We start from the raw sequence: 12,886 nt of genomic DNA, 5'->3' as shown, positions 1-12,886 counted from the left end.
AGAAGAAACATTAGGATTTCATTATTCCTTTAAATTCTACTTATAAAGGAATAACGTTAAAACTTTTTTTAGCGATTGCGATATATCATTCTTTGAATAATTGATCTAAAATTTCTTTTAACGCTCCTTTTCTGATAAATTTTCTCTAGTTGCTGAAGTTTATTGATGACCTTATTACCAATATTTGGTTGTAAATCAAACTTCACTTCGTTAGCTGGTTTAAATTCAACCCATATTTCGGGCATAATGGAAGTATGGGTTACAATATTAGAATCAGGCTGTAAAATCTTAAGTTTTAACCCAGCTTTACCCGCTAATATAGTAAGTCCCTCAACTGTAAAGTTATATTTATGGGCAATATGAAACATAGGGAGCAAATTACCCTTAAAAAAGTCAAACTGGTCCACTCTTGTTAGATCAGGCACAGATATAATAATCTTTCCGGAAGAACTTAGTTTTTGCTTACAACTTTTAAGAAGTTCGAGAGGGTTTTCCACATGTTCAAATACATGGTTCATAAAAATAAGCTCAGCCTTTATTAAAGGCAAATGCTTATTCAAGTTATTTAAAGAACCAAAATAAAGATCAGAAATTCCGTTTTTTTTTCCATACTCCAATAAACGGGCATCATAATCACAGCCTGCTACTTTACAACCAAAATTAAGAAAGGGAACCAAAGCCCCACCTGCACCGCACCCAACTTCCAAAACCCAATTTTTTTGTTGCAAAAAGGGTTCTGCAAGAGATAAAAATTTAACGCCATATTGCTTCTGACGTTCAAAATAAACAGCATTATCCGAGGAGCGATTATACATATACTGATACTCGTGTGCATAAAAGTCAGTTATACTTTCCTCATCAGGATAAGGGTTAATTCGCACAGTTCCACAATTAAGGCATAGTTCAGAGTTTAAAGGTAAGCCGTAACGCTCTACTTCTGCAATTACTACCCCTTTAGATTCACCACAAATACAAGTATTTGCCTTAAGATGATAAACCCCATTTTCCAACTTTTGCTTTACACTCGTAATATGCTCCATTTGTAAGATGGAATCCGAGTAAAAGGTAAAGCCTTCTCTCCGAAATCTAGGTGAGATGATGTGTTTATTCATGAGAATATTGATTTTCTAAATTTACTTTATGCCATTCTCTTACTTGGAAAAAAGAAGATTCTATCATATCCTTACTCACAGATCGAACGGTGAAAGGAAATGACTCCACCACATCAAAAAAGTAAATTAAACTGGAAGTCAAACTAATTTTAGCATAGTATTGCCCTCTTCGTAAACCAACTGCCGGAAGACTGATTTTAATAATAGCTTTCCCCTCTTTCATTTTAAATATTTTTCCGTCGTCTTCTGAGTTGATTACCAGCGTGTAATTATTTTCCTGCGCAAGTTCTCGGATAATGATTCGTACAGAAAAACTTTCAATATTTTGCCAAGCTTTACAAATAATACAAAGATTCGTAAACGTACCACTTATTAATTCTTCCAGTAATTCACCTTGCTCATTTTCGAAGTAGACTTCTTCTATATCTAGTCCAAAACTGTCCTGTTTTGACTTTACGGGTTGTTTCAATCTACCTGGTACTCGTTCAATCGGACTCGAAAGAAGCTCATCTTCATATTGATTTATTACCTCTGCAACGTTACCACTTGTTATCACCATCCCCTTTTTTAAAAAGACTCCCGTGTTACAAGTGGAAAGTATAGATTGCGTACTATGCGAAACCAAAATAAACGAAGTCCCTTTCTCCCGAAGTTGTGCTAAGCGTTTATAACATTTTAATCTGAATTTTATATCTCCTACTGCCAGTACCTCGTCAATTAATAAAATGTCTGGGTCAGTATGAATGGCACACGCAAACCCTAAACGTGCCGCCATACCGGAACTGTATGTTTTAACGGGAGCATCAATAGCATCGCCTATTTCTGAAAATGCAACCACCTCTTCAAATCTTTCAGTTATTTGCTCTTGTGTTAAGCCCAGAATAGCCATATTTACATAAACATTTTCTCTTCCGGTTAAGATATTATTAAAACCCGCCCCGAGTCCAATTAAAGGGGCAAGCCGTCCTTTTATAGTTACCCGTCCTTTATCAGGTTTAATGAGTCCACTAATAATTTTAAGCAGAGTGGTTTTACCAGCGCCATTAGCGCCAATAAGAGCAACCGCTTCTTTTTTCTTCAGGGAGAAATTAATATCATTAAGGGCCCAAAATTCTTCTTTCCTTAAATAGGCTGCCCTATTTACCCCAGTAATTTCTTTTACAATATCTTTAAGCCCGTAATAAAGAGAACGTTTCAAATCTCGGCAAAACTTTTTTGAAACTGCTTCAACCGATAAAATAATATTGTCCTGTTCAAGATTAGGTAGTCTTTCAGCAGAAGTAGTTGTAATAATATCTTTGATCATTGATTAAGAAGCCCTTTCTACAATAAAAGGCATAGACAAACGGTAAAAAAGCCAGGAAAGCAAAAGCAAAAAAATATTAAATACTGTAATTCCTGTATATACAAAACTGTTCACTAGATTTCCGTTAAGTGTTAGTTCACGTATACCTAATAGTAAATAAGTAATAGGATTCATGCGTACTATTTGTGCAAAAACACCATTACCTTCAGGCATAGGAAAAACTACTGGGGTAAGAAAAAGTCCAAAACCCAGTAAAATAGTTATGCCTTTACTAATGTCTGAGTAAAGTACATTTAAGGGAGCTAACAGCATTCCTATTCCAAAACCAAACAATATAAGATTTAAAACAGCAAAAGGTGCCAGAATTGTTAAAACGTTTACGGGTAAACCATACCAAATAAATACTCCAATTATTAAGATCAGTTTAATTCCAAAATTGAAAATAACTTCCCCCAGTTTTGCTAAAATTAAAGCCTCTCGAGGAAACTTAATTTTAGAGAGAATATCTTTTGCTGCAGTTACTCCATTTATAGGACCAAGTACAGCCTCCGTAAAAGTTTGCCATAAAGCAGTACTAAAAATAATGTAAGCAGGATAAGGAATATTAGTTGTGCCTAAATTTATTAGTCGTGACTGACTAGCCAACGTAAACGTTAGAGCAGTCGCAATAGCTGGAATAAAGGCCCAAATAATCCCGAGTGCTGACTGGCGATATTGCGCCTTTATATCTCTGGTCATTAAAGTATAAGCAAGTTGTTTGGCCGAAATTAGATCAATCACCATATTTTTAATTAGATGCGAAAACCGCTTTACTTCACTGTCAGAGGTATAAATAATATCATCTTTAGTAAACTTACTCATGTCTAAAAACTTTGATAAAACCTTATATCATTAAAGAAGAGGCTAAATTGAAAAAGAAAACGTACTAGGTTGAAAATAACAACCGAAAGATGCATGTACATTAAACCTAAATTCAGCAAGCGGGAACGCGGCTCTATAATTTCGGTCCATTCCTGCTCTTCGGCTGGGTAGGAATTGCGTACCGGATTGGTAGTTTTTAATACTTGAGTTGTCTCCACTTATCTTTAATATTCTTACTTAAATAGCTTCCGACTTTTAAATTCCGGCAATTATTCTCTTGCGTTTAGCTCTATTTTGTTGGGCCGCTTCCGGAATTATTTTACCGGAACAATCCATTTATTTTGAAAGTACAGTTTAAAGATTTTGCCGTATTCTATATTTTTAATGCTTAAAACTTAAAATGAATTAGTTAAATACGTATACTCTTTTCTTTCCGGATGGTTATAAAATATAAAATTACCTATATTTAATCCTTGTATATTCTCCCGAATAAATTTTCCATGAAACAGAACAAAATGGAACTATCCACTTATTAAGGGGCAAAAATACATTTCTAACACCACTTTATAAAGCCTTTTTAGTTAATAGATGCAGAAACCCTATTGCACATTACGGAGTAAGAAGAAATCAACGACCCATACCTTAAAGAATTTATAATTTATATAAAAATTGTACTTTCCCGGATCAACTTATAGCTAGTAACTTAAATCAAAGTTTTAGTAAGAAAACTAAACGGAATCAATCATAGATTATACCCAATTGCTTCAAGTAGCTGCCATACCGAAGGAAATGAAACCCGGCGGGTTTTGAAAACCCGCCGGGTTTAAGCAATTTTTTAAATCAACCTGATGGATGGCAACTCATACTATTGGGTATTAACTATCTACTGCCCTACCATAAAAATGGCATTACCGAACATGAGTTTGCCGCTGTGCCAGAAAGCCCGGAACAAAGGATTATTAGCTAAGTAAACAATTTGGCCGCGACCCATTTCCTGGGTACCGAATACAAGCGAGTCTTGCAGGCGCTTTTTAACTTTGCTCCCGGCAAAACCAGTGGCGTAAATATCTTTCTTTAAAACGCCCACATTCCAGCCCTGCTGCATAAAAGGATAATCGTTTACTTCCTGAATTAAAGCAAAATAAGTAGGTCCGTACCCAAAAGCCAGCGGATGCGAATTATCCAGGGTAAGCCGGTAAATACCCCCTTGTACCAATTCCGAAAGGGCAGTCCGCTCGGCGTCGCCGTACCGTTTTAAAGCGCGGTAAGGGTCTTTTTTTAAATCGATACTATCCGAAATTTTTCTTTTGGTTAAGGTAAAATCGCGTTTCCCGGCCAAGTGCGCGGCGGCGCCTTCCAGGGCAATTACTTTGCCGCCGGCGCGCACCCAGTCTTTTAGCTGCGTTAAGCCTTTTTCATCGAATATATCGTTGTAGCGGCCATCGGGTAATATTAATACATCGAGTTGCTGCCAGGGAACGCGGTTAAAAGTTTCGGTGGAAATAACGGTAACCGGATAATGAATCTGCTGCTCAAAAAAATGCCAAACCTCCCCGAAAGCCGTGGACGAAATTCCCTCACCGGCCAAAAGACCAATCTTCGCTCTCCGGACGGAACGCACACTCGTGGAGCCAAAATCTACGCCGCTGCTCACAAAACCGGTGGGCGATGGCGTTAGTTGTACCCCAAACGAATCGGCATGGGCTTTAATTAAAGCATCAAACTTAGTATTTAAGCGTTCGTTACCCGTACGGGTGATTATTAAAGTGCCCGGCGCGTATTGTTGTCCGCCGGCTTCAAAAGCTTTTTCGGAGAAGCGTACTTTTACGTTTTTATTCAGCAAAGCGGCTAGAAACTTTAAATCGGTCAGGCTGTTATAACGAGCCAAATAAGCGTAAGGCGCTCCGGTTGTTACTGTTGCCGAAGAAGCTTTTACCCCCGCGGGAATAGGGTTTTCGGATGTATTCGTTACCCGGCTTTTTAAACCATAAGCGGGCAAACCGTAGGCGTACGGAATGGCCCAGGAAGTAATATCGTAGGTTAAAGAATCTTCTAATTTGGTGTTTGGGTCAAATAAAACTTTTAATAAAGTAGATTTGGGCTGATACATACTAACCACTAAATCATTTAATTCAATTTTTACCGCTTCGGATTTGCCGGTGGTATAATTAAAGCCAAAACCCGAACTATTTTGGCTGGCGTACCCGTATTTAATTTGTTGCCGATCGAGGTAAGTGGTTAATTGCCGTACTTTCCCGGGCTGGTTCCCGGCTTTTAGAACGTAGGTTTTGTATGCGCCAGTTGGGTTGGTACGGGCTTGTTGGTAATACTTCTGATATTCCTGTAGTACTTGTTCCTGGTGGTCGGAAGCCGCTTCGATGGTGGCCAGACTCGCGGCGTAATGGTGCGCAATGCGTTGGGCTAAAGTCAGGGTATCGCCGTCAGCTTTAACTATCGCCCGACCACCCCGGCCGCCGCCGCCTTGTTCGTAGGTCATGGCAATGGCGCCGTTAAAGGTGGGCCAGGTATCGCCGTAGCTGGGGTAAAATAAATCGTAGGTTTCGCGGGTAAAGTACAGCCAGTTGTTTTTATCGAAATACTTGCGGTTGTTTTCCCCGATAATCTGCTGAAATTGCCGCTGCCAGGGAGTGATGGCTTCGTGAAAAGGTTTAGCGGCCGGCGAAAAATAGTAAGGCGCTTCTACGCCCATCTCGTGAAAATCGGCGTGTACCTGCGGCATCCATTGGTTGTACATGACAATGCGTTGCTGGGTTTCCTGCTGCGTTTGCCAAGCCCAGTCGCGGTTTAAATCGAATAAATAATGATTAGTCCGGCCGCCGGGCCAGGGTTCCTGGTGTTCGCGGGCCAGCGGCGAAACGTTGGGTAACTGGTTGGCTACCTGGTTGTACCACATGGCGTAACGATCGCGCCCGTCGGGGTTCACGCAGGGGTCTACCAGCACTAAGGTATTCTGCAGCCACTTGGTAATTTCCGGGGTGGAGCTTGTTACCAGGTTGTATAATACCTGCATCACCGCCTCCGACGACACGGCCTCGTTGCCGTGTACGTTGTAGCTTAACCACACAATTACCGGCTGCTTACCGGTAGCTTGTCCCGGCAGTAAACCAATGCGTTTTAAATTATCCGTCCGAATAACTTCCCGGCGATTAAAGTTTTCTTCTGATGATAAAGTAGCGAGTAGAAGTGGTCGGCCTTCGTAGGTGTGACCGTAGGTTTGCACCTGCATGCGTTTCGGTGCCTGACTCGCCAGATACTCCACGTAGCGTACAATTTGGGCATGCGGCGTAAACCGTTCTCCTAAATTATAGCCTAAAAATTGCGCCGGCGTTTGAATATTTTGTGCCTGCAGCGACACGGAACCTGTTAAAACCAAGAATGAAAAAAATAAAAACCGGGGTACGCCTAGCCTCATAAAAAATCAGGATTTTGGGCTAAGTTCGGCAATTAATGTAAGGTGCAAAAATTTTTTATTTTATTTGGAATAGTTATTCTATGGGTTAAAAGAAGGTAAATAATTTTTTAGCTGATTTTAAAATACGTTGCTATTATTTAGTGGAGCCGGTTCCCGTCTCCATTCTAAGGTGCTATTGCGGTGGAACGGTAACCAGTTTGCCTCCTGGCCGGCGGGCCTCGTTTGGCTCTCTCGGACGGTTTAGCGAACCTTGGCTCACTCCGTTGCGCCATGCTGCTTGCAGCACCGGAACGCTAAAAGGTCCTCTAGAACCAAACTGGTGTCAGTTGCTAATAACTACTGCTTAATCAATTATGGCCAGATTTACCGCTATGACTTACCTAGGTTATTTCTACCAACGAAATCTTTTTCTTGTTTTATTTGGAAAGGCACGGACTGAAATCCGCGCCATTGCAGTAAATTTATTCTCGTCAATAGAAATAATGTTAAGTGGAAAGTTAAAAAATGGGGTAGTGGTAAAGAAAGTATGATGGGATAAAAAGAGGCAGTGAAGTGTTTAAGATGATGGAATGTTCGAAGTTCAGATCAAAATAAACTGTCCCCACTGCCAGAGCAGCAAGGTAGTAAAAAATGGCAAGAAAAAGAATGGTTCTCAGAACCTTCTATGTCGTAATTGCCAGAAGCAATTTCAGCCAATATATCGCTATAGAGGAGCGGATCCGACTACCAAGCGGTTGATACGGCGTCTTCTGGAAAGAAATAATGGTGTTCGTGACATTGAAAAGTTGCTGGAAGTGAGTAGAAAGTGTGTGCTAAGCAACTTGTGCCGACAGGGGAATGCCCTTAAGATTCAACCAACCCAAAAGCATTATAGATCCGTACAGATCGATGAAGTCTGGAGCTTTGTCGGAAAGCGCAAGAAAGGAAAATACTGGTTGTTGTATGCTTACTGTCCCCAAACAGATGAAGTACTGGCTTATAGTTGTGGCGGCCGAAGCGCTAAAACAGTACGCCAGCTACTCAAAAAGCTAAAAGGAGTGGAAATAGAACAATATTGTACTGATCATTGGAAAGCGTTTGCTCAGGTAATCCCCCCGACAAAGCACACGATAGGAAAAGCTTACACTAAAAACATAGAAGGCGTGAATACTTGCATCAGAGCCAGAAACAGACGGTTCGTCAGAAAAACAACCTGCTTCTCCAAAAAGAAGGAAAACCATTTAGCAAGTCTAAACCTGATGTTTGACTATCGCAATAGACATAAAGCCAAACATCATACTTTGTAGTCCACAACTAAAAATGGGAAGACATTAAATCAAGCGTTCTTGTAGTGTCCGAAAGAAATGGGTCACTTTATTAAATACTTTAGAAATAAACCTTAATGGCTTTTAACTCTTGCTTAAAGCCTTGCATTTTTTTTAAATCATACATGAAAGAAAACCAAACTAACCGGCGTCATTTCTTAAAACAAATAAGTACCCTGAGCGCTCTGGTAGCGGGTACTCCTGGCTTCGTGCAGGCAATGCCTTTGTGGGAAAATAATCCAGTTAAAGAAGGCGATGGTTTTACTTTTTTGTTTCAGGGCGATTCCATTACGGATGGTAACCGTACCCGCAATAATGATTGGAACCACGTTATGGGTCATGGTTATGCCTATATTATTGCCAGTAAATTATGGTACGAGTATCCGGCCAAAAAATTTCGCTTTTTTAACCGGGGTATCAGCGGTAATAAGGTTACTGATTTAGCTGCTCGCTGGCAAACCGATACGCTGGATATAAAGCCGGATGTTTTAAGCATTCTCATCGGCATTAACGATGTTTCCACCTTTCTAAGCGGCAATCAGGATTTTTCGGCCGAACAATACGAGAAAAGCTACCAGGCTTTATTGCAGCAAACCAAACAAGAGCTACCTAACGTGCAACTAGTACTTGGCGAGCCATTTATTCTGCCCGTGGGGAAAGTAAAGGAAAAATGGGCCGAATACAGCCGCGAAGTACAAAAAAGGCGGGAAATTGTAAAAAAACTAAGTACCGAATACCAGGCTATTTTAGTTGGATTTCAGGATGCATTCAATAAAGCTTTGGCAAAAGCTCCGGCCGATTATTGGATTTGGGATGGCATTCACCCCATGCCAGCCGGTCACGAGTTAATGGCGCGCGAATGGCTAAAGCAGGTAAGCAAAAATTTAAAATTAATTAAAGCTTAAGTCAGAATAGATAACTTTAACCATCCATTATCTTAATTTTTTACCGCCATCTAGCAATGAAAACACTCGTCTGTATTTCTCCCGGTCTGTTGGAGTATAACCAAGGAGAAATACCCGTATTAACTCCCGGAAATGCTATAATAAAAATTAAACGCATTGGCATCTGTGGCACCGATTTGCACGCTTTCGAGGGAACCCAACCTTATTTTGAGTATCCCCGGATTTTAGGGCACGAACTGGCCGGGGAACTGGTGGAAGCAGATGAAGCAGAAGGCTTCGAAGCCGGAGAAGCAGTTACTTTTATTCCGTATTTTAATTGCGGCACCTGTATTGCCTGCCGAAACGGCAAACCCAATTGTTGCACCTCCATAAAAGTGTGCGGCGTACACGCGCACGGCGGCATGGTCGAGTATTTATCGGTGCCTTCTTCCTCGCTCATTCACGGCGAAGGCTTAAGTTTTGATGAACTAACTTTAATAGAACCTTTAGCGATAGGCGCTCACGGGGTAAGACGGGCGGTCATACAACCCGACGAATTTGTATTGGTTATTGGCGCCGGCCCGATTGGTTTAGGCACCATGGAGTTTGCCCGCCTGGCCGGCGGAAAAGTAATTGCCCTGGATATAAACGAAGAACGCCTGCAATTTTGCCGCGAGAAGCTGCAAATACCTTATACGGTAAATGCTTTAACCCCCAACGTAACCGAACAACTCGCCCAGATAACCAACGGCGATATGCCCACCGTGGTAATAGATGCTACCGGCAATCAGAAAGCCATAAACAATGCTTTTCAGTACTTAGCCCATGGTGGCCGATACGTGCTGATTGGCCTGCAAAAAGGCGATATCAGTTTCAGCCACCCGGAGTTTCATAAACGCGAAGCCACATTAATGAGCAGCCGCAATGCTACCCGTCAAGATTTTGAAGCGGTGGTGGCCGCCGTGAAAAGCGGCTTAGTAGCCCCCACTTCCTACATTACCCACCGCGTATTATTTAACCAGGTGAAAGACGCGTTCGAAAGCTGGCTCGACCCGGCTACTGGCGTGGTGAAAGCGGTCATCCAAATGGAGTAAACTACCCAAAACCAAAACTGGCTAAACTAAAATTTTGACTATATAAATAAAATTTAACGGATGAACCTAATTAAAACGTGCATTCTCTTTTTCTTAGGAGTTTTACTGGCTGTAACTAATGGGTTTGCCCAGCAAGATTTAAAATTATGGTACCAGCAACCCGCCAAAATCTGGACCGATGCCTTGCCGGTGGGTAATGGCCGCTTAGGCGCCATGGTATACGGCCGGGCGGCCGAAGAACTCATTCATCTAAACGAAGAAACTCTTTGGTCGGGAGGCCCGGCTAATTTAAACCCCAACCCGGAAGCGCCCAAATACCTGCCGCAAATTAGAGAAGCACTTTTTAAAGAAGATTATAAAACAGCCGAAGAACTGTGCAAAAAAATGCAGGGTTTGTACACCGAGTCGTACCTGCCTTTAGGCGATTTAATTATTAAGCACAATTTTACCACTGAACCCACCGATTATTACCGCGATTTAGATATCTCGAACGCTACAGCATTAACCCGCTTTAAAATAAACGGTACCCAATATACCCGCGAAGTTTTAGCTTCTGCCCCCGACCAGGTTATTCTTATCCGCCTGCGCTCCGATAAAAAAGGACAGCTAAATTTTGATGCTACTACCAAAAGCTTAATCCGCTTTCAGAACGCAGCTAGCGGCCCGAATGAGGTAGTCATGAAAGGCAAGGCACCGAGCCACGTAGACCCCAATTACGTAAACTATAACCCCGAGCCGGTTATTTACAACGAAGCCGATAACTGCCGGGGTATGCGCTACGAATTAAGGATAAAAGCGAAAAACCAAGACGGTAAAGTTACTACTGATGCCACCGGTATCCACGTAAGCAACGCCACCGAAGTAGTTTTGTATATTTCAGCCGCTACCAGCTTTAACGGTTTCGATAAATGTCCCGACAAAGACGGAAAAGACGAATCGGCCTTAGCCCAGGCCTACTTAAACAAAGCTTACACGAAAGATTTTGAAACCATCCGAAAAGCCCACCTGAAAGATTATCAGAATTATTTCAACCGGGTAAGTTTATCGCTCAACCACAACCCACCGGTAAATTCGCCTACCCTGAAACGGCTGATGCGCTACACCGATGGCGGCAACGACCCGGGCCTGGAAGCATTGTATTTCCAATACGGTCGGTATTTACTTATTTCCAGTTCGCGGCCGGGCGGCATTCCGGCTAACTTGCAGGGTATCTGGAACCCTATATTGCGGGCCCCCTGGAGCAGTAACTTTACTACCAACATTAACGTGCAAATGAATTACTGGCCCGCCGAAATGGTAAACCTTTCTGAGCTGCATACGCCCTTAGTAGATTTTATAAAAAATACTGCCGTTACGGGTAAGCAAACCGCCAAAAACTTTTACAATGCGAAAGGCTGGGCTTTGCATCATAATTCCGATATCTGGGCTACTTCTAACCCCGTGGGCGATTTAGGCAAAGGCAGTCCGTCGTGGGCGAACTGGGCTTTGGGCAGCCCTTGGCTGAGCCAGCATTTATGGGAACACTACAGCTACACCAACGACCAAAATTATTTAAAAAATACGGCTTACCCGCTCATGAAAGAAGCCGCCCTATTTTGCCTGGATTGGCTCGTGGCGGATAAAAACGGCCATTTAGTAACGGCCCCCGCCTCTTCGCCGGAAAATATCTTTATCGACGATAGCGGCCAGAAAGGCAGTATCTCGGTGGCTACTACCATGGACATGGAAATAATCTGGGATTTATTTACCAACGTAATCGAAGCTTCGGAAAAACTCGGTACCGATGCCGAATTTAGAAAGTTGTTAACAGATAAGCGGGCAAAATTATTTCCATTGCAGATTGGTAAAAAAGGCAATTTACAGGAATGGTACAAAGATTGGGAAGACGAAGACCCGCGTCACCGCCACGTATCGCATTTATTTGGCTTACACCCCGGTCGGCAGATTTCGCCGGTTACTACCCCTAAATTAGCCGAAGCCGCCCGCAAAACCCTGGAACTGCGCGGCGACGAAGGCACCGGCTGGAGCATTGCCTGGAAAATAAACTTCTGGGCCCGCCTCCACGATGGCAATCACGCCTATAAAGTCATCCGCAATTTGCTGCGTCTGACTGGGGTAGAAGGTACTGATTATGCCAAAGGCGGCGGCTCGTATTCTAATTTATTTTGTGCTCACCCTCCTTTTCAGATAGATGGTAATTTCGGGGGTATTTCGGGCATGGGTGAAATGATGCTGCAGAGCCACGCCGGCTTTATTCATCTACTACCCGCTATTCCGGATGTTTGGAAAGACGGCAAAGTAACCGGTCTACGGGCCCGCGGTGGTTTTGAGGTAGATATGGAATGGAAAGATAATAAACTGATAAATACCACCATTCGCAGCATCAACGGCACAGCTACTAAAGTACGGTACGGTGATAAAGTAATTGATTTACATTTAAAACCCGGACAATCTAAAAAGTTAAACGGTTACCTGGGAAGTTAAAATAGTTTTGATTTTATCTTAAATAGACCTAAACAACGAATAAAATTGAAAAGATACTGCTTAGCCCTGGACCTGCACGATGACCCGGCCATGATTGCCGAGTACGAACATTGGCACAAACCTGGCAACGACCGACCCGGCATAAAGCAAAGCATCCGGGATGCCGGTATTACCAATATGGAAATTTATCGCCTCGGAACCCGCCTGTTTATGATTATGGATACTGATGCTAGTTTCAGCTTCGAACGCAAAGCCGCCCTAGATGCTGCTAATGAGTTGGTGCAAGACTGGGAAAAATTTGTAGGGCAGTTCCAAAAACCGGTACCTGGGGCAAAAGAAGGTGAAAAATGGACGTTAATGGATAAGATATTTCAATTATAAAAAGTAAATACCAAATTCATACTTAAT

9 protein-coding genes are annotated in these 12,886 nt (G+C 42.3%); 5 read left to right on the top strand and 4 right to left on the bottom strand.

Translation table 11 applies throughout. The features are described 5' to 3' along the window. Positions 1-68 precede the first annotated feature (68 nt). From AHMF7605_RS00220 to AHMF7605_RS00200, 4 genes are all read right to left on the bottom strand, one after another. Positions 69-1,112, bottom strand: coding sequence for a class I SAM-dependent methyltransferase (locus AHMF7605_RS00220; RefSeq protein WP_106925301.1), 1,044 nt, complete (start codon positions 1,110-1,112; stop codon positions 69-71). Then, a complete protein-coding gene (locus AHMF7605_RS00215) occupies positions 1,105-2,418 on the bottom strand; it encodes an ABC transporter ATP-binding protein (RefSeq protein ID WP_106925299.1) in 1,314 nt (437 codons plus the stop codon). Before AHMF7605_RS00215 ends, AHMF7605_RS00220 begins: the two co-directional genes overlap by 8 nt. Positions 2,419-2,421: 3 nt before the next feature. Then, the gene (locus AHMF7605_RS00210; protein ID WP_106925297.1) at positions 2,422-3,279 is read right to left on the bottom strand and encodes an ABC transporter permease; all 858 of its coding nucleotides are present in this window, start codon (positions 3,277-3,279) and stop codon (positions 2,422-2,424) included. 883 nt (positions 3,280-4,162) lie between these two features. Then, the gene (locus AHMF7605_RS00200; protein WP_106925293.1) at positions 4,163-6,712 is read right to left on the bottom strand and encodes a M14 metallopeptidase family protein; all 2,550 of its coding nucleotides are present in this window, start codon (positions 6,710-6,712) and stop codon (positions 4,163-4,165) included. 569 nt (positions 6,713-7,281) lie between these two features. Between AHMF7605_RS00200 and AHMF7605_RS00195 the strand changes: the two genes are divergently transcribed. The 5 genes from AHMF7605_RS00195 to AHMF7605_RS00175 all read left to right on the top strand — a co-directional run bounded on the left by AHMF7605_RS00195 (position 7,282) and on the right by AHMF7605_RS00175 (position 12,859). Next, positions 7,282-7,998: an IS1 family transposase gene (locus AHMF7605_RS00195; protein ID WP_106925291.1), complete on the top strand. Its 717-nt coding sequence runs from the start codon at positions 7,282-7,284 to the stop codon at positions 7,996-7,998. A 143-nt stretch (positions 7,999-8,141) separates the two neighbouring features. Beyond that, on the top strand, positions 8,142-8,921 hold the full coding sequence (locus AHMF7605_RS00190; protein WP_106925289.1) for an SGNH/GDSL hydrolase family protein: 780 nt from the start codon (positions 8,142-8,144) through the stop codon (positions 8,919-8,921). A 56-nt stretch (positions 8,922-8,977) separates the two neighbouring features. Beyond that, positions 8,978-9,994, top strand: coding sequence for a zinc-binding alcohol dehydrogenase family protein (locus AHMF7605_RS00185; RefSeq protein WP_106925287.1), 1,017 nt, complete (start codon positions 8,978-8,980; stop codon positions 9,992-9,994). A 60-nt stretch (positions 9,995-10,054) separates the two neighbouring features. Then, complete coding sequence (locus AHMF7605_RS00180) at positions 10,055-12,478, top strand: glycoside hydrolase family 95 protein (RefSeq protein ID WP_106925285.1); 2,424 nt, start codon at positions 10,055-10,057, stop codon at positions 12,476-12,478. Positions 12,479-12,523: 45 nt separating this feature from the next. Next, the gene (locus AHMF7605_RS00175) at positions 12,524-12,859 is read left to right on the top strand and encodes an L-rhamnose mutarotase (protein WP_106925283.1); all 336 of its coding nucleotides are present in this window, start codon (positions 12,524-12,526) and stop codon (positions 12,857-12,859) included. Positions 12,860-12,886: the final 27 nt, after the last annotated feature.

It is taken from the genome of Adhaeribacter arboris (assembly GCF_003023845.1).
GTDB classification, from domain to species: domain Bacteria; phylum Bacteroidota; class Bacteroidia; order Cytophagales; family Hymenobacteraceae; genus Adhaeribacter; species Adhaeribacter arboris.
Note: the sequence above shows the minus strand (reverse complement) of the source record. Positions and strands in the feature narration are given on the sequence as shown.

What these genes read in the sequence shown, in the direction of transcription:
- AHMF7605_RS00210 (WP_106925297.1), bottom strand. Translation starts at nt 3,279, where the DNA reads ATGAGTAAGTTTACTAAAGATGATATTATTTATACCTCTGACAGTGAA.
- AHMF7605_RS00185 (WP_106925287.1), top strand. Translation starts at nt 8,978, where the DNA reads ATGAAAACACTCGTCTGTATTTCTCCCGGTCTGTTGGAGTATAACCAA.
- AHMF7605_RS00200 (WP_106925293.1), bottom strand. Translation starts at nt 6,712, where the DNA reads ATGAGGCTAGGCGTACCCCGGTTTTTATTTTTTTCATTCTTGGTTTTA.
- AHMF7605_RS00220 (WP_106925301.1), bottom strand. Translation starts at nt 1,112, where the DNA reads ATGAATAAACACATCATCTCACCTAGATTTCGGAGAGAAGGCTTTACC.
- AHMF7605_RS00215 (WP_106925299.1), bottom strand. Translation starts at nt 2,418, where the DNA reads ATGATCAAAGATATTATTACAACTACTTCTGCTGAAAGACTACCTAAT.
- AHMF7605_RS00195 (WP_106925291.1), top strand. Translation starts at nt 7,282, where the DNA reads ATGTTCGAAGTTCAGATCAAAATAAACTGTCCCCACTGCCAGAGCAGC.
- AHMF7605_RS00180 (WP_106925285.1), top strand. Translation starts at nt 10,055, where the DNA reads ATGAACCTAATTAAAACGTGCATTCTCTTTTTCTTAGGAGTTTTACTG.
- AHMF7605_RS00190 (WP_106925289.1), top strand. Translation starts at nt 8,142, where the DNA reads ATGAAAGAAAACCAAACTAACCGGCGTCATTTCTTAAAACAAATAAGT.